19 protein-coding genes and 1 tRNA gene are annotated in these 15,438 nt (G+C 66.2%); 6 read left to right on the forward strand and 14 right to left on the reverse strand.

Annotation, left to right across the window (positions count from 1 at the left end; genetic code table 11):
- The first annotated feature begins 158 nt into the window (after positions 1–158).
- Positions 159–232 (forward strand) — tRNA-Arg (locus FOH10_RS23225).
- 216 nt (positions 233–448) lie between these two features.
- Here FOH10_RS23225 and FOH10_RS23230 read toward each other — a convergent pair.
- Together FOH10_RS23230 and FOH10_RS23235 are read right to left on the reverse strand one after the other, a co-directional pair.
- On the reverse strand, positions 449–769 hold the full coding sequence (locus FOH10_RS23230; protein ID WP_143982304.1) for a DUF6188 family protein: 321 nt from the start codon (positions 767–769) through the stop codon (positions 449–451).
- 71 nt (positions 770–840) lie between these two features.
- Complete coding sequence (locus FOH10_RS23235) at positions 841–1,314, reverse strand: hypothetical protein (protein WP_244961343.1); 474 nt, start codon at positions 1,312–1,314, stop codon at positions 841–843.
- Between the two features lie 129 nt (positions 1,315–1,443).
- Here FOH10_RS23235 and FOH10_RS23240 point away from each other — a divergent pair, with 129 nt between their 5' ends.
- On the forward strand, positions 1,444–2,361 hold the full coding sequence (locus FOH10_RS23240; RefSeq protein ID WP_143982305.1) for a nuclease-related domain-containing protein: 918 nt from the start codon (positions 1,444–1,446) through the stop codon (positions 2,359–2,361).
- Between the two features lie 91 nt (positions 2,362–2,452).
- On the opposite strand, the gene FOH10_RS23245 is transcribed toward FOH10_RS23240, so the two are convergent.
- From FOH10_RS23245 to FOH10_RS23265, 5 genes are all read right to left on the reverse strand, one after another.
- Positions 2,453–2,707: a hypothetical protein gene (locus FOH10_RS23245; RefSeq protein ID WP_186000952.1), complete on the reverse strand. Its 255-nt coding sequence runs from the start codon at positions 2,705–2,707 to the stop codon at positions 2,453–2,455.
- Complete coding sequence (locus FOH10_RS36320; protein ID WP_143982307.1) at positions 2,598–2,879, reverse strand: HEAT repeat domain-containing protein; 282 nt, start codon at positions 2,877–2,879, stop codon at positions 2,598–2,600. Before FOH10_RS36320 ends, FOH10_RS23245 begins: the two co-directional genes overlap by 110 nt.
- Positions 2,879–3,166 carry a polymorphic toxin type 24 domain-containing protein gene (locus FOH10_RS36325; protein ID WP_186000560.1) on the reverse strand — a complete coding sequence of 96 codons (288 nt, stop codon included), beginning with the start codon at positions 3,164–3,166 and terminating at the stop codon, positions 2,879–2,881. The genes FOH10_RS36320 and FOH10_RS36325 overlap by 1 nt, the downstream gene beginning before the upstream one ends.
- 169 nt (positions 3,167–3,335) lie before the next feature.
- The gene (locus FOH10_RS23260; protein WP_143982308.1) at positions 3,336–4,046 is read right to left on the reverse strand and encodes an immunoglobulin domain-containing protein; all 711 of its coding nucleotides are present in this window, start codon (positions 4,044–4,046) and stop codon (positions 3,336–3,338) included.
- A gap of 58 nt (positions 4,047–4,104) precedes the next feature.
- On the reverse strand, positions 4,105–4,500 hold the full coding sequence (locus FOH10_RS23265; protein WP_143982309.1) for a hypothetical protein: 396 nt from the start codon (positions 4,498–4,500) through the stop codon (positions 4,105–4,107).
- Positions 4,501–4,681: 181 nt separating this feature from the next.
- On the opposite strand from FOH10_RS23265, the gene FOH10_RS23270 reads away from it, so the two are divergent.
- Both FOH10_RS23270 and FOH10_RS23275 read left to right on the forward strand, forming a co-directional pair.
- The gene (locus tag FOH10_RS23270) at positions 4,682–5,488 is read left to right on the forward strand and encodes an alpha/beta fold hydrolase (RefSeq protein WP_143984280.1); all 807 of its coding nucleotides are present in this window, start codon (positions 4,682–4,684) and stop codon (positions 5,486–5,488) included.
- Positions 5,489–5,517: 29 nt separating this feature from the next.
- Positions 5,518–5,859 (forward strand): zinc ribbon domain-containing protein YjdM, encoded by a 342-nt coding sequence (locus FOH10_RS23275; RefSeq protein ID WP_143982310.1) that lies wholly within the window; start codon positions 5,518–5,520, stop codon positions 5,857–5,859.
- Positions 5,860–5,918: 59 nt separating this feature from the next.
- Here the strand turns inward: FOH10_RS23275 and FOH10_RS23280 are convergent, their stop codons facing one another.
- Positions 5,919–6,524 carry a DUF4203 domain-containing protein gene (locus FOH10_RS23280; protein ID WP_143982311.1) on the reverse strand — a complete coding sequence of 202 codons (606 nt, stop codon included), beginning with the start codon at positions 6,522–6,524 and terminating at the stop codon, positions 5,919–5,921.
- A 110-nt stretch (positions 6,525–6,634) separates the two neighbouring features.
- Positions 6,635–8,014 (reverse strand): DUF2252 domain-containing protein, encoded by a 1,380-nt coding sequence (locus tag FOH10_RS23285; protein ID WP_143982312.1) that lies wholly within the window; start codon positions 8,012–8,014, stop codon positions 6,635–6,637.
- 236 nt (positions 8,015–8,250) lie between these two features.
- Here FOH10_RS23285 and FOH10_RS23290 point away from each other — a divergent pair, with 236 nt between their 5' ends.
- Entirely contained in the window at positions 8,251–9,960 is a 1,710-nt protein-coding gene (locus FOH10_RS23290) for a SulP family inorganic anion transporter (RefSeq protein ID WP_143982313.1), read from the forward strand.
- Between the two features lie 52 nt (positions 9,961–10,012).
- Here the strand turns inward: FOH10_RS23290 and FOH10_RS23295 are convergent, their stop codons facing one another.
- From FOH10_RS23295 to FOH10_RS23315, 5 genes are all read right to left on the reverse strand, one after another.
- Entirely contained in the window at positions 10,013–11,908 is a 1,896-nt protein-coding gene (locus FOH10_RS23295; RefSeq protein ID WP_143982314.1) for an alkyl/aryl-sulfatase, read from the reverse strand.
- Between the two features lie 61 nt (positions 11,909–11,969).
- Entirely contained in the window at positions 11,970–12,374 is a 405-nt protein-coding gene (locus FOH10_RS23300) for a DUF7144 family membrane protein (RefSeq protein WP_143982315.1), read from the reverse strand.
- 120 nt (positions 12,375–12,494) lie between these two features.
- Complete coding sequence (locus FOH10_RS23305; protein ID WP_143982316.1) at positions 12,495–12,824, reverse strand: SHOCT domain-containing protein; 330 nt, start codon at positions 12,822–12,824, stop codon at positions 12,495–12,497.
- 16 nt (positions 12,825–12,840) lie between these two features.
- A complete protein-coding gene (locus FOH10_RS23310; protein WP_244961345.1) occupies positions 12,841–13,236 on the reverse strand; it encodes a DUF6325 family protein in 396 nt (131 codons plus the stop codon).
- Between the two features lie 226 nt (positions 13,237–13,462).
- Positions 13,463–14,404 (reverse strand): GlxA family transcriptional regulator, encoded by a 942-nt coding sequence (locus FOH10_RS23315; RefSeq protein WP_143982318.1) that lies wholly within the window; start codon positions 14,402–14,404, stop codon positions 13,463–13,465.
- Between the two features lie 110 nt (positions 14,405–14,514).
- Here FOH10_RS23315 and FOH10_RS23320 point away from each other — a divergent pair, with 110 nt between their 5' ends.
- On the forward strand, positions 14,515–15,435 hold the full coding sequence (locus tag FOH10_RS23320; RefSeq protein WP_143982319.1) for an NAD-dependent epimerase/dehydratase family protein: 921 nt from the start codon (positions 14,515–14,517) through the stop codon (positions 15,433–15,435).
- Positions 15,436–15,438: the final 3 nt, after the last annotated feature.

Below are 15,438 nucleotides of genomic sequence, written 5' to 3' on the forward strand. Positions count from 1 at the left end.
TTCCCGACCCCCGGTCCGCACCACCCCACCCGACGCGCCCCCCAGCCGCCCCACGCCCACCGTCCCCCATCTGGACGGTCGCTATACTTAACCCGCTGGACACCACGATCGATATCGGTCAAGGTGTTTGGTGGCACAAAGCCGTGCACCACCCGACTGCCTCCGTAGCTCAGTTGGATAGAGCAAGGGCCTTCTAATCCCTAGGTCGCAGGTTCGATTCCTGCCGGGGGCACTTTCCACCGTTGACCTGCGCGAACGCGCACACCTACACCAATACCCATCCCATACAGCGCTCAAACACCAAGGAACTTTCACCGGGCTGATCCCCTGATGGGGCAGGATCTCGACGCCATCGTGGCTGGAAGACTTCGACACCGAACTGCGGTGCGCTTTCCGAGCCGAGGCGCCTGGAGTATCGACACTCTCGTTGAACCGGCATTGGGGAGACCTATTTGCGTGCGGACCATATGGCGAACTCGCCACCCGGCATACAGATGACTCGGTAGCCGCCGGGTCCTACAAGACCCCATGCTTCGTAGTGCTGGTCGACAGGAACATGGAGCCTGGCGCCGGAGTCGAATTCGAGGGTCAAACCGCTGATTTCGTCGGCGTCAGCCCTCGTCACTGCGGCACTCACGAGGGTCTCGAGTTCGGAACCGAGACTGGCATAGGCGTCGGAGGTCGCGTGGAGCACGGCTCCGTCAGCTGTTCGCAGTGTCAGGTCGCCTTCGATCTGCAGTTCGAACTCCGCTCCCAGCTCGATCGTCACCGTGTGCTTCACGCGGACGGTGGTCGCGCGGTGTCCTACTATTCGTAGCTTCGTCACAGGGCTGGCCCGTCTCAGTCGGTCGGCATTCCACCACCGCCGATGCGATCGCTCCAAGTCTCGGCCCAGCTGCTATCCGGATGTACGGTCGGCCCGAGACGCGTCGCGTAGGTAGGAGCCTCAAAGACCTCGATCTGCGACGGCTCGGGCAGCGTCGGCGGGCGCTCGTCGGTGTACCAGGCGTACTCGATTCCGCTGAGCCTGCCATGCTCGACCCACAGAATGACCTCGCCGACCGGTACCCCTCCGCTATCGGTGACCGCTCCGCTGGCGAAGATCCCATCCGTCGAATCCGATGCGGCCGGCACGTCGGCCGGAATCACCACATCGACGCTGGGCGAACCGACGCCCCAGGTCGCGACGACCTGCGCATCCGGAAGTTGACGCAGATAGTCATGCGCGCCTGACCTACCTGTGGCCAGTAGTTTGGCGATGACGCCGCACTCCAGGTCGGTCAGAGCCCGAGGCTGAATCGGTGTGACACTCATCGGTTCTCCAGGAGGTTCTTGCGATATGTCACGGAATGTACGCGGTGCCGATCTCGAGGACACCACCGATCGTGGCGCCGCGAATCTCGACGGTGTAGCCGTTGATCGTTCGAGCCAGAGGATTCGACGTTGTTCGAATTGCTGGAATCCGGCGCATTCGCCGCGCCTGTGGTCGGCGGATCGGTCATGCTGGATGCGGTAGCCGTGCGCAGGGGGCTGGTCACGATGCGAGTCAAGGTGCTGTCCGACCACATCGGCGAGCAGTTGCGGCTCTCCGAGCAGCAACTCGACGAGACCGCAGCGAATCAGGCTGCCTGGCAGAGCTATTACGCGCAGGCACAGACCGAGTGGGAGGCCGCCAAACGCGCCAAACCCTTCTGGAAGCGGATACTGGCCGTCCCCACCGAGGCCGAGGAAGCCGCACAGCACCACGTCGGCCAGGCCGCACAGCAGGTGGCGTGGGCGGACTACAGCGCGCAGCAGGCATACGGCCGGATGCAGCAGCACGGGTCGGGTGCGTACGGTGAGGACCTGCTGGCCTGGAGCCTGTCGGCCCTGCCCGACGAGTGGGTCATGCTGCGCGGCTACCGCAACCGGCGCGGCGAGACCGACAGCGTGCTGATCGGACCCGACGGGGTCTGGGCCATCGAGGTCAAGCGCCGCCGAGTTCTGCTACACGCGGTCGGCGACCAGTGGTGGTTCCAGAAGATCAGCACGCGCGGGAATGTGTACGAGTCCGAATGGGCCGTGGACGGCGGCGGCCGCAGCTGGCCTCAGCAAGTTGGTCAGGTCGCGCACGACCTGGAGGCTTGGCTGACCCGACAAGGACATCGGATACGGGTTCACACCGCGGTCATGCTCATGCACGAGCACGCCCAACTCGTCGAAGTCGCAAACCCCGCAGTCGATTTCGTCGGCACCGACGCACGCCTGCTCATGGGCACCATTGAGTACCTCTCCTCGCCACTGACTCCGGGGGAACGTGCCGAGGTCGTCCGGCTGGCCGAGCGCGACCATCGCTTCCACGCCAACCGCCGACGACGATGACCGACCGACGCACCGTCGATGCTGATCACCTACCGCATTCGCGGCGGCACGACTACCGAATTCAGACTCCAGTCGAGAAGCTCAGAGTTCATCACGCTTGGTACCGGCGAACGTCACCGCCGACCTCGCGGACATCATCGACTCCGAGCTTCTGGTTCGTCGATAGCCCGGCTTCTCCGATCGAATCAGCAATCTCGAGCATCCTGACAACCTGTGTCGCGGTGAGTTCGTTCAATTTATAAGCGATGAAGTCGGAAATCACCATCATCACCTCGGCGGCCAAGGTTCTCCAACACCGCCAGTAGACCATTGGTCCCGCCGTGGCGCGCCAGCGCCTCAGCTGCATCGACCTCAACGGTAACGTTCGGATCGTCCAGCATTTCTACCAATCGCGCCATTGCTTGCTCGTCATGTGCCATCGACGCCAAGTCAACGATCGCGGAGAGACGAGTACCGGTGTCCTCATCCTTAGACCGTGCAAGGGTAGATCGGAGGCCGTCCTCGAAGTCAGAATTCATCAGGGGATCTCCCCGGGAAGCGCCGGTCGGGTCGATGAAGAATCAGTTGACGCATATACTTTTCCAGTCTTCGGATCAACGTTTCCGACAATATCTACGACGTGAGGCGTCGGAATATCCATGCCGGTAGCCTTGTCGTAGTGAGGCTTTCCTGTCAGGTCGACACGTTTAGTCGCGATCCCGTCCGCATCATAGTAGCTGCATCGACTGATATCTCCTTGCGGATCGCGCTTGATAAGGCACCCGTTCGGTGGCCATCCCTCGGTCGGCAGATTACGGCCGACCAAACCTGCGCGTTGCTCAATTCATCTCTGAGTGTTCAGGATTTTACCTTGATCGCGATCTTGCCCACGCGGCAGGCGGCCACCGCCGCAGCACCGAATCCAGCCGACAGCACTCCGGCTACTGTGTCGTGGCTGCGGCAGGATGCACGCGCGCACGGGCCGTATAGCGGCGCTAAGACCCGGCCGCCGGTAGGAGCTGTTCGAGAGCGTCATCGATCGGGACATCGATCGCCAGCCAAGCGTCGACGTCGTTCGGACCAAGCGGCACTGTTCGCGATCGCCAGGCGATGGCAACGCAGAGTTCGATTGCCTCGCCGGGCTCGAGGCCGGGGAGTCGCCAGGTCAGCCGAGCCGGGTAGCTGGTGGCGACAAAGTACTGAGAAGTGTTGTCCGCCGACGACCGCGGCAAGTGCTGTACCCACCGTCGCGGCAAGTGCCGACCGGTCTCGGCCTGCGCGGACAGCAGTTCCAAGTCCGGTCCGCCCATCGACAGAGTGGTGGTCGCGGTGTCGATCGTCATGGCGTCGAGGTGCTCGCCGCAGTCGGGACTGCTCTGGGCATCAGCGGGTATATCGGTGAGTTCGGCGCGCAATTCCAGTCCGGGAACCTGGGATCGGGCCCGAATCTGCCATATCGCCGTCCAGAGCGCAGCCACGGTCAGCGGTCCGCGATTGATGTATCGGTGATTCTGAACCGGGCCAGTCACGAGGTCGACCGTGGCGCTCGGATCATTCCAGCGATGCGCGACAGCACCGGAGGGCAAAGCGCGTGCTGAGGTCGAACCACCGACCGCTTCCTGGCCGAGCCAGGTAGTGAAGAGCACTGTCCCGACAGGGGTGACGATATCGGCTGGCCGCGATGGCAAATCGAGCTGTTCGAACACGAAGGGCACCTCGCTGTGATGACGATCGGGTCACGGCTTCACTCACCGGCCAGCGCGGTCATTCCACGACGATCGTTCCCTCGCAGCCTGCACCAATGCTGCCGGTGGCGACAGAGGGAGTGATCGAGAAACCGTAGCTGCCAGGCCGATTAGCGATGAACTGCAGAGAGGTCGTCTGGGGTGTGACGGTGAGCGGTAGCTGCCGTCGCCACAGGAATTGGGGAATGGTCATAACGGCGTCGGGGTCGAACTGATTCTGGACCACGATGTCCAACTGGACCGATACGTCCTGGGGTACTCGCAGGACGTTGGTGTCACAGCGACCGAAGTCGTACGTCAACCGGGCCGTGGCCTCCGGCGGCGGCCAGTCCGGCGGCAGCGCCTCGGCTGGCGCAGCCGACATCATGGAACCGGCAATGATGCACATTCCAAGTAGCATTCCGGGATTCCGCATGGGCTGCACTTTAGCCCGTTGCCTTCCCTGCCGAACTCATCGCGAATCTCAAGGGACGCTCCGCGTCCGCAGCGATCAGCGCGTGCTGACAGACCACCCCTGCGCCACACCGCGACCAACCAAGCCACCGACTGATTGCTAATGTTCGCAACTGATAATGTGAGCGACCGGAAGAAGGATGATGCCCACCGCAACCCTCAACGGGATCCGACTGAACTACGACGTCACCGGAACCGGCCCGCTGGTCGTGCTGGTGATGGGATCCGGGAGTCCCGGGCGGGTCTGGCGGACCTATCAAGTACCGGCACTGGTCAAGGCGGGATTCCGAGTGGCGACCTTCGACAACCGCGGCATCGCGCCCTCCGACGAATCCCCCGACGGCATCACCATGGACGACCTGGTCGCCGATACCGCCGCCGTGATCGAGCATCTCGGTGGAGCACCCGCGCACGTCGTCGGCACCTCCATGGGCGCCCGGGTGGTGGCCGAACTGACCCTGGCCCGGCCCGATCTGATCGACAAGGCGGTTCTCCTCGCCGCGACCGGCAGGCCGGACCCGGTCGCGCACACTCTCAATCGCGGCGAACAGGCCCTGATCGACGAAAATGTCGCGCTTCCGCCCCAATACGCGGCCGCGATCAAGGCGATCCTCAATCTCTCCCCGCACACTCTCGCCGACACCGAGCGCGCCCAGCAGTGGCTGGACATCTTCGAGTACGGTGCGACCGCCACACCGTCGGTCGGTGTGCGAGCACAGCTCGGCATGGACCGCTCCCGCAACCGGCTGGCCGATTACGCGCGGATCACCAGACCTTGCCTGGTCGTGGGATTCGCCGATGACCGGATGGTCCCACCCGCGCTCGGGCGCGAGGTCGCAGCGACCATCCCCGGTGCGCGATACACCGAGATCGAGAAGTGCGGACACTACGGCTATCTCGAACAGCCCGACGAGGTCAATCGCGCCCTCGTCGAATTCCTCACCAGCTGAACACCTCGACCGAACCGAACAGGATGCCCATGAGTGCCCTACCGCCCTGCCCCTCGTGCGCGAGCGAATTCACCTACGAAATCGGATCGCTGCTTATCTGCCCGGAATGCGCGCACGAGTGGACCGTCGAGGAGACCGAGGAGACCGGCGAACAAGTAGTCCGGGACGCGGTCGGCAATCCGCTCGCCGACGGTGACACGGTGACCGTGATCAAGAGCCTCAAGGTGAAAGGCAGCCCGAACCCGGTCAAGGCCGGCACCAAGGTCCGCAATATCCGCCTCGTCCAGGGTATCGGCGACCACGACATCGACTGCAAGATCGAGGGTTTCGGCGCGATGCAGCTGAAGTCCAGTGTGGTCAAGAAGGTCTGACACGCGTGACCAGCCTCGGTGGCCATCGGCCCGACCGCTGGAAAAGCCGCGTCCATGGGTCAGCTGTCCGGCGCCTCGCTCCGATCGCTGTCGTCGCCGACCAGGTGCTCGATACCCAGCTTCTCGGCGAACAGGTGCCGCTGGGTGATCCAGCCCAGCACCGAGAGGCCGATCCACGCCAGTGTGGCGGTGGCCTGTTGCCAGCCGGGGTCCGGGTCGCGGAGAAAGACCAGTGGGTCGGCCATGCGGCCGAGGCCGCTGAGGACCATGCTCGCGCCGCCGATGGAGGTCAGCCACAGTAGGGCGCGGGCGCGGAACTTGTCGGCGAGGAATGCGCCGGCTACGCAGACCGCGGCCGCCACGATCATGCTCAATGCCCAGCTCTTGTCGCCGGGTTGCAAGAGGGTGGCCAGCTTCGTGCCGATCATGGCGCCGGTGAGGCCGCCGATGAAGTAGGCCGCGAAGCGGAATATCAGAGACGTCACCACCCACGACGAGAGCGCGCCGATCAGGCCGATCAGTAGCAGCCACCCGAATGACGGGTTGAACAGGTCGGCGATCATCCAGCCGAGTCCGAAACCGATCGCGAGGATGCCCAGGTGGACCGATCGGATGCCGTAGAAGCACAGCAGTGCTCCGACCAGGGCGACCACGATCCCGTTCATGTGGACTCCTCTCGGTGGCCGAGCGTCGCGGCGCAGGACGAGTATCGCGACGCTAAGGGAGTGGCGGCTGAGGGCACCTCACACGCGGTGGGTGAAATCGGCGCGGGAGGTCAGGATTCCGTGGCCACCTCCACGCGTCCGGTTTCGATGGCTCGCGTGAGCGCCCGGTGGTCCTCGGCGGTCTGATCGGCGTAGGCGAGGGCGAAGTCGCTCATCGCGCGGTCGAAGGTTTCGGCCGTGCCGAGGTAGGCGGCGATGGCGACGCGGTCGCCGGAGCGGGCGTGGGCGCGGGCCAGGGTGCGCCCGCAGAGAGCGCCGTAGTCGGTCAGTCCTCGGGCGGTCATGGATTCGGTATCGGCCGAACCTTTCATGTCCCGCAGTTGCCGCCAGTAGAAGAAGCGCCCCTGCGGGCCGGTGGCCCAGCCGAGGAAGATGTCGCTCGCGGTTTGGCTGAGGCGTTGGCCGTGGACGACGCGATGGCCCTGGTGCGGGAATGGGCTGGGTTCGGCGTACGGTTCGAGGACCGACCGCTGCGCCTCCTTCACCTGGAGGAACAGGGGGCTGCCGGTGGTGCGGTCGAGCAGCAGCATGATGAAGCACTGGGTGCCGACGCTGCCGACGCCGACCACCTTGCGAGCGATTTCCAGCGGTCGGAACCGGTCGAGCAATGTTCGGCGTTCCTCGGGCAGAGTGGTCCGGTAGTCAGCGAATACGGTGTCGACGATGCGCTGGTCGGCGATCGCGATCGGTACCAGCAACGGCGGCTGATGCCGAATCCGCGGTGTGCCCTCGGGATCCGGCTCGGTAAGCTTCCGCAACGCTTGCAGGCTGGTACGCGATCGAGCGGCGTCGGCCTGTCGTCGGGCGCGTTTGCGACGTCGGGCATGCTCGAGCGTCCCGATCACGGCGCTGATGTCGATCTGCTCGTACCACACGGTCAAGCCGTCGAGCCGAGCCAGTCTGCGCATGTTCACGCGGTACGCCTCGGCCGCGGTCCGTGCCGCGAGAGCCGCGGTGGCATCGGAGAACCCGTTCGCGCGTGCCGCGACAGCGAGGCTGGCGGCGAGCCGTTTGACATCCCATTCGAACGGTCCGGGCGATGTCTCGTCGAAGTCGTTGAGATCGAAGACCAGAGTGCGCTCGGGTGATGCGTACAGCCCGAAGTTCATCAGGTGCGCGTCGCCGCACAGTTGCACGGTGAGACCGGTGTTCGGCGACGCGGCGAGATCGGCGGCCATGATGGCGGGCGCACCGCGCAGGAATGGGAACACCCCGGCGGCCATCCGCGCGTGGCGGATCGGCACCAGTTCGGGCAGCCGACTCGCGGCCTGCGCTTGCAGCACGGCTATCGGATCGACACGGTCGGGCGGTGCTTCCCAGACTCCGAGCCGGGATCTGGAGATCCGCTTGCGGGCGGCGCGACCTGTCTCCGCCGGAGCCCGATCTACCTCCGGGTATCGGCGACCGCCAGTCCGAGGGTGCTCGGCCATACCGACCATGGTGCCCACCTGCACGGACCGGCAACTCACCCGAATCGGATGAAAAGGAACAGGGCCGTGCCGCACACGAGCGGCTGGGCGACCGTCGAATTCACCCGGATCAGGTGAGCAGCCGACGTCACCCGCCGCCCTACGGTGGCCGGTGGGCAGTGTCCGGTGATGGGCGCGGCCGTGGTCGCACAGGCATCGGTGCACTCCGACACGGGCCGATGCCCGCACGAGAACGGATGGCAGCCATGGCATGGCCGGTGTTTCAGTCTTTGCAGGCGTACCAGTCGCGGTGGCTGCGTGCCGACGCGATCGCGGGCCTCACCGTCTGGGCGGTCCTGGTGCCGGAGGCACTGGCCTACGCGTCGATCGCGGGCGTCCCGCCGGTCGCGGGACTGTACGCGGCGCTGCCGGCGCTGGTGCTCTACGCATTGGCGGGCAGTTCCCGGCACCTGGTTGTCGGGCCGATGTCGGCGACCGCGGCGCTGTCGGCGGCGATCATCACCCCGCTCGCGGGGGCCGACGGCGGCCGGTACATCGCGCTGTCGACCGCTCTGGCGATCGCGACCGGCGTGGTCGGCTTGCTTGCCGGACTGGCCCGGCTCGGGTTCGTGGCCAATTTCATCTCCGAGCCCGTGCTCAAGGGCTTCATCGTCGGCCTGGCATTGACGATCATCATCGGGCAGGTTCCGAAACTGCTCGGCATCGACAAGCGCGACGGGGACTTCTTCGAACAAGCCTGGGGAGTCATCACCCACCTGGGCGAGATCAACTGGCGGACAGCGCTGCTCGGTGCGCTCAGCCTCGTCGTGGTCCTCGGATTTCGCCGCTGGCTGCCGCTGGTGCCCGGATCGCTGCTGGCCGTGCTGCTCGGCATCCTTGCCGTCGCCGCCCTGCACCTGGACGACCACGGCGTCGATATCGTCGGGCATATCGACGCGGGCCTGCCCACTGTCGGACCACCCGACGGCCTGAGCTTCCACGACTATCTGGACCTGCTCGGTCCCGCGGTCGGGGTGCTGTTGATCGGATTCGCCGAGGGGCTGGGCGCGGCGAAAACCTATGCGGCCACAGCGGGTTACACCGTGGATCCCAATCGGGAGCTGTTCGGTATGGGCGCGGCCAACCTGGGTGCGGGTCTCAGCTCGGGAATGGTGGTGAACGGCAGCCTGTCCAAGACGGCCGTCAACGGCTCGGCGGGTGCCAAGACACAGCTGAGCGGTCTGATCGTCGCGGCACTGACCGCGCTGACACTGCTGTTTCTGACCGGCCTGTTCGAGAAGCTGCCCGAGGCCACACTGGCCGGTGTGGTGATCGCCGCGGTGATCGAGCTGGTCGATATCGCGGCACTGCGCAGGCTCTATCGGGTCTGGACCGACCGGCTGGGCAGCATCTACGGCAAAGCCGCCCGCGCGGACTTCACCGCCGCGGTGGCGGCCATGCTCGGTGTGCTGCTGTTCGACACCCTGCCCGGACTGCTGATCGGCATCGGCATTTCCATGGTGCTGCTCGTCTACCGGGCCTCCCAACCGCACGTGACGGCGTTGGCCGCGCAGGGAACGCTGTGGCTGGACGCCGATCGTCACCCGGACCTGCCCCGGCGCGCCGACGTGCTGGTCGTGCGCGTGGAATCCGGGCTGTTCTTCGCCAATGCCGACTACGTGCAGGAGCACATCGAGCACATGTGTACCGATGCGACCCGGCTCGTCGTGCTCGACGCCGAAACCTCTCCGACCATCGACGTCAGCGCGGCAACCATGCTCACCGAACTCCGCGACAGCCTCGCCCGTCGCCGCATCGACTTCCGGATCGCGCGGTCGATCGGCCAGTTCGGCGACGAACTCAGCTCCGCCGACACCGGAAACCGGGCGGCACCGGTGTATCCGACCATCAGCGCCGCCGTCGCCGACCTGCCCGAGCACTCCGGACCCGCCCGCGACGGCGACTAGGTTTCCCGTCGAGTCTTCGACGGCCTCCGTGGATCGCGGCGTCGAGGTGTATCTAGTCCGGGGTGACGATCGCGAAGTTCTTGTCGCCGGGGTCGAGCACCGCGGCCAGACGTTGCAGGACCGACGTATCTCCGGTGAGCTCGCTGCCGGAGTTCGCGAGATTGTCCGCGGATAGTCCGCCGAGTACCAGCATCGGGAGGCTCCGGCGGGTGGTGGTCAGCGTGGCATCGGCCGTGCCGCGCTGTGGACGGCCGCTGTAGGTCAGCACCCCGTTGGCCAGCCACAGGCGATAGCGCTGGTCGGTATCGGTGAGCGCGATGTCGATCGACAGTTTCTCGTCCCACGCCTTCGGTCCGTTGATCTGGATCGCGATGGCATCGAGGAGCATCGTCGGCGAGAGGTTGTTGATGACGTCGGGCGCGGTGGTCTCGGTGGGGGTGCCGAACCGTCCGTCGCGCAGCTCGGTCGCGCCGGAGAGGTAGAAGCTGCGCCAGGTGCCGTTCTCCGCACCGTATCCGAGCTGTTCGTAGGTGTCGGCGAGGAGTTCGCGGGCTTGGGCGTGGTCCGGCTGAGCGAAGATGACGTGGTTGAGAACCTGTGCCACCCACCGGAAGTCGCCCGCGTCGAAGGATTCGCGGGCCTTGGCGACGACCGCGTCGGCACCGCCCATGAAGTCCACATAACGCTTGGACTGCTCCACCGGGGTGTGCTCCCACAGGCTGGCCGGATTGCCGTCGAACCAGCCGAGATAGCGCTGGTAGACCGCCTTGACATTGTGGCTGACCGAACCGTAGTAACCGTGCACGCTCCACGCGTTCTCGAGCGACGGGGGCAGCTGGATCTCTTCGGCGATCTCCGGACCGGTGAGACCCTTGTTCATCAACCTCAGCGTCTGGTCGTGCACGTAGGCGTACAGGTCGCGCTGGGTGGACAGGAAGGCCCGCACCCGCTCGTTGTCCCAGATCGGCCAGTGGTGGGAGGCGAATACGACTTCGACCTCGTCGCCGAACAGGTCGATGGTCTCGGTGATGTAGTTGGCCCATCCGTGCGGGTCGCGCACCACCGCACCGCGCAAGGTGAGCAGATTGTGGAAGGTGTGGGTGGCGTCCTCGGCCGCGCACAGCGCCTTGAAATCCGGGAAGTAGACCAGCATCTCCGACGGGGCTTCGGTGTCGGGGGCCATCTGGAACACCATCCGCACGCCGTCGATGGTCACCTCGTGGCCGGTGGTGGTGATGATGTCGGTGGGCGCGATGAGCGAGACCACCCCGGTCGAAATCGTTTGTCCCAGCCCGGCTCCGACCTGACCGCGTGGACCGCGCGCGAGCGCGGCGCCGTACATATAGGCGGCGCGACGGTTCATCGCGATTCCGGCGTAGACGTTCTCCGACACCGCGTGCTCGAGGAACCCCTCCGGCGCGAAAATCCGCACCGTCCCGTCGTCCACCTGTTCCTGGGAGACGAATCCCTTGGTGCCGCCGAAGTGGTCGGCGTGTGAATGGGTGTAGATGATCGCCTTGATCGGCCGGTCACCGCGGTGCTGCCGGTACAGCTCCCATGCCGCGCGGCCCGTCTCGTTCGACAGCAGCGTGTCGACGACGATGACGCCTTCGTCGCCCTCGATGAACGAGGTGTTCGACAGGTCCATGCCGCGCACCTGGTAGATACCCGGCACCACCTCGAACAAGCCATCGATCGCCACCAGCTTGGACTGCCGCCACAGGCTGGGGTTGACCGTGTCGGGCGCGTCGCCATCGAGGAAAGAGTAGGTATCGTTGTCCCACAGAACCGTCCCATCGGCCGCGGTGACCGCGTTCGGCGTGCGTCGGCCGATCAAACCCCTGGTAGCGTCGTCGAAGTCCTGGGTATCGGAGAAGGGCAGCCGCCGCAGCAACTCCTGATGCTGGCGAACAACGGACTCGGATGCCGGTTTCGATGTCGCAGTCATATCGGAAGTCTGGGATTCCGCTGTTGGATCGGCCTCACCCGAACGGGGTGAAGTCGGCGACTCAGGGTTCCGGGTTCCAGGTCGCCGCCGCCCAGATCACCACGGCGTCGAGAGCCATGATCAACACCGCCCACCACGGGTAGTACGGCAGGGACAGGAAGTTCACCACCATCGACAGCGCGGCCAGGCAGATCGCGGTCATCCGCGCCCACTTCGCACCCGACATGAGCCCGATGGCGACGAGGCCCAGAAACGCCCCGACCACGATGTGGATCCACCCCCAGGTGGTCAGGTCGAGCCGATAGGTGTAATCCGGACCGACCTCGAACAGCGCATCGCCGTTCACCGCCGCGATGCCCTGCAACACCGACAGCGCCGCGGCGGCGAACAGGAGAATACCGACGGCGAAGGAGATCCCGAACGCGAACCCTTGCCGCGCCGGGTGCCGCGTACCGGTGGACACCATCACAACCCCTTTCGGACGGAGTACGGGAGAACTCTCACTGTGTCCGTCGCGGGTGCGAATCCGCTGCACCCGGATCGGATGAGAGGTAGGGACGATGCGGTAGTGCCGACGCCGCGCGTCTCACCGGAGTAGTTGCGCCTTCGCGGCGGCGAATTCCTCGTCCGACAACACTCCGGAGGCGTGCAACTGGCCCAGCTGCTGGAGCTTGGCTACGAGGTCGTCGCCGGTTTCCGTGGCCGGGGACGCCGACGGTGGAGGGGTGGCGGGGGCCTGGGGTGGTGCGTACGCGGCCGTTTGCTGTTCGGCGTATGCCTGCTGTTCGGCGGCGCGACGCTGGGCGCGCTGGTTGACAGCGTTGGCGGTGGCGCTGGCCGTGCCCGCGACCACCGCGGTCCGGGCGACGGTGCCGAGCAGTCCGGGCCGTCCGATTCTTCCGCCACGAAATACCATGGGGCTCTTCCTTTCTCTACGATTCGACCAGCGCCGCGTCGAGGGCGTCGCGCGGAACCTGAACGTGGAGTTGCACCTCGCCACCGGCCGCCGACACCGTCCCGGCCAGTGCGCGCGCCCAGGTCTGCTCGTATACGAGGACCACCGCGGAGGTGTCGGGCGCCATGGACGACCGGACCAACTCCAGGTCGTCATCGCTGACCAGGCCGCGAGCGTCCACGGCCAGACCGTCGAGCCCGATCGCCTCGAGCGACTCGTCGATCTCCACCTGGGTGAGATAGCCGTTGGCATCCTTGGCGAGGTAGATCAGATCGAGCAAGGTCACGTATCCCTGGTCGACCACCGCGGCGAGTCCGGCTTTCACGTCGGCGTCGATGCGGGTGCCGGGAAAGGTGAGAACCGTCAGTTCCACCGGTCCGAGTGTCGATGAGTGCGCCATACCGGTGATGGTCACGTGCGCCGTCGCCGTGCGCATCACCCGCTCTGGGTGAAGCCGGGCAGCCGATGCCACGCCACAGTCGTGGACGATCGCTGTCCATCCGGAGGGAGCCACCGATGGCACTATCGTCCACGGTCGTCACGCCGTGCGGGCGAACATCGCCGCGATCGACCGGCCCGCCGACACGAGTTGATGGTGGTCAGCGGCGGCTGAACGCTGTGCGGTAGGCGCTGGGGGTCAGGCCGTGCCGTTTCATCAGGTGCAGGCGCAGCGATTCTCCGGTGCCCAGGCCGGAGCGGCGGGCCACCTCGGGCACGGGTAGGTCGGTGACCTCCAGGAGTTCACGCGCCCGGTCGACGCGCTGGTGCAGCAGCCATTGCAGCGGACTGCATCCCGTTTCCGCGCGGAAGCGGCGGGTGAGGGTGCGGGTGCTGACGTGGGCGTGGGCCGCCAGCTCACGCAGGGTGAGCGGTTCGTCGAGTCGCGCCGCTGCCCAGGCGCGGGTTTCGGCCAGCGAGATCCCTGTCTCCGGTGGGAGGGGCGTTTCGATGAATTGTGCCTGGCCGCCGGGGCGAATGGGCGCGACCACGGCCAGACGCGCCACCGCGTTGGCCACGGCCGCGCCGTGATCGCGGCGCACGATGTGTACGCAGAGGTCCAGGCCGGCGGCCAGTCCGGCCGAGGTGAGGATCTGGCCGTCGTCGACGAAGAGCACATCGGGTTGCAGCCGTACCGCGGGAAAGAGCTCACTCATCCGGGTCGAGTACTGCCAGTACGTGGTCGCGGGACGCCCGTCGAGAAGACCTGCCTGGGCCAGGACGAAAGCTCCGGTGCAGATGGAGGCGATGCGAGTGCCAGCGGCGGCGGCCGTGCGGAGGGCGGCCAGGACACGCGGGTCGCCGTCCACGTGGGCGCCGGTGCCGGTGACGATCACGGTGTCGGCCGTCGCGAGCCGGTCCAGGCCCGCGCTGATCACGACATCGCGTCCCACGTATGCGGGCACGATGCCCGGATCGGCGGTGCACACCACGACGTCGTACACCGGTTCGCCGGCGACCTGTACTGCGGGAAAGACCATTTCGGGAATAGCGAGGTCGAAGGTGGTCACCGGGGGGACTGCGAGAACGACGACGCGGTGCATGGCTCGATCCTTGGGATGTACGGCATTCAGGCCACTACCGTACGCGTTTCGGGCCGGGCACAGTCGGTTGCGGACCGCCGCCGGGGTGGCTCGAGCCGAGGAGGAAAGCAATGTCTCTGCATGTCGTCGCTGGTGCCGGGAGCACGGGAAGCCGCACCGCCCTACTACTGGCCGAGGCAGGTGAGCAGGTGCGGCTGGTCAGCCGACGCGGGCTCGGGCCCGACCATCCGTTGATCGACAAGGTGGTTGCCGACACCACCGACGCCGACGGGCTCACCGCGTTGACCGCGGGCGCGCAGACCCTGATCAACACCACCTGGCCTGCCTACGACCGATGGCCCGCGGACTTTCCGCCCATCGCCGCGGGTGTGCTCGCCGCGGCCGAACGCACGGGCGCGAACTACGTGTCGCTCAGCAACACCTACGGCTACGGCCGGGTGGACGGGCCGATGACCGAGGAGCTGCCCATGTCCCCGATCGCGGTGAAAGGTGCGGTGCGAGCACGCATGTGGCTCGACGCGCTCGCCGCGCACGAGGCGGGTCGGGTGCGCGTCACCGAGGTACGCGCCTCGGACTACCTGGGTCGAGACGCTGGATCGCTGTTCAACTTCCTGGTGACGCGCAATGTGATCGCCGGAGAACCCGCCAGCTACCCGGGCGATCCGGACGTGGCGAAGAGCTGGTCGTTCGTCGACGATGTCGCGTTGACGCTGGCCACTGTCGCCCGCGACGAGCGTTCCTGGGGGCGGGCGTGGCATGTTCCGTCGACGGTGATGTCGCTGCGTGCCGTCGTCGAGCGTCTCGCGAAGCTGACCGACGCCCCTGCGCCGCAACTGGTTCCGATGTCGCTGACCGAGCTGGCGTGGGCAGGGGCGGGCGACCCCATCTCGGCGGAGATGGTCGAGATGTTCTACTCGCTGGAACATCCCGATGTCCTCGACTCGACCCTGACCCAGCGCACCTTCGACCTGTCCCCCACTCCCATCGATACGGTGCTCGCCGACACCGCCCGCTACGGCACCACCGGGTAGCGG

The organism is Nocardia otitidiscaviarum (assembly GCF_007362295.1).
GTDB classification, from domain to species: domain Bacteria; phylum Actinomycetota; class Actinomycetes; order Mycobacteriales; family Mycobacteriaceae; genus Nocardia; species Nocardia otitidiscaviarum.

Coding starts and splice junctions, on each gene's coding strand:
- FOH10_RS23245 (WP_186000952.1), bottom strand. CDS start 2,707: ATGCAGCTGAGGCGCTGGCGCGCCACGGCGGGACCAATGGTCTACTGG.
- FOH10_RS23290 (WP_143982313.1), top strand. CDS start 8,251: ATGGCAGCCATGGCATGGCCGGTGTTTCAGTCTTTGCAGGCGTACCAG.
- FOH10_RS23270 (WP_143984280.1), top strand. CDS start 4,682: ATGCCCACCGCAACCCTCAACGGGATCCGACTGAACTACGACGTCACC.
- FOH10_RS23280 (WP_143982311.1), bottom strand. CDS start 6,524: ATGAACGGGATCGTGGTCGCCCTGGTCGGAGCACTGCTGTGCTTCTAC.
- FOH10_RS23275 (WP_143982310.1), top strand. CDS start 5,518: ATGAGTGCCCTACCGCCCTGCCCCTCGTGCGCGAGCGAATTCACCTAC.
- FOH10_RS23305 (WP_143982316.1), bottom strand. CDS start 12,824: ATGGTATTTCGTGGCGGAAGAATCGGACGGCCCGGACTGCTCGGCACC.
- FOH10_RS23265 (WP_143982309.1), bottom strand. CDS start 4,500: ATGCGGAATCCCGGAATGCTACTTGGAATGTGCATCATTGCCGGTTCC.
- FOH10_RS23300 (WP_143982315.1), bottom strand. CDS start 12,374: ATGGTGTCCACCGGTACGCGGCACCCGGCGCGGCAAGGGTTCGCGTTC.
- FOH10_RS23285 (WP_143982312.1), bottom strand. CDS start 8,014: ATGGCCGAGCACCCTCGGACTGGCGGTCGCCGATACCCGGAGGTAGAT.
- FOH10_RS23295 (WP_143982314.1), bottom strand. CDS start 11,908: ATGACTGCGACATCGAAACCGGCATCCGAGTCCGTTGTTCGCCAGCAT.
- FOH10_RS36320 (WP_143982307.1), bottom strand. CDS start 2,879: ATGAATTCTGACTTCGAGGACGGCCTCCGATCTACCCTTGCACGGTCT.
- FOH10_RS23320 (WP_143982319.1), top strand. CDS start 14,515: ATGTCTCTGCATGTCGTCGCTGGTGCCGGGAGCACGGGAAGCCGCACC.
- FOH10_RS23315 (WP_143982318.1), bottom strand. CDS start 14,404: ATGCACCGCGTCGTCGTTCTCGCAGTCCCCCCGGTGACCACCTTCGAC.
- FOH10_RS23235 (WP_244961343.1), bottom strand. CDS start 1,314: ATGAGTGTCACACCGATTCAGCCTCGGGCTCTGACCGACCTGGAGTGC.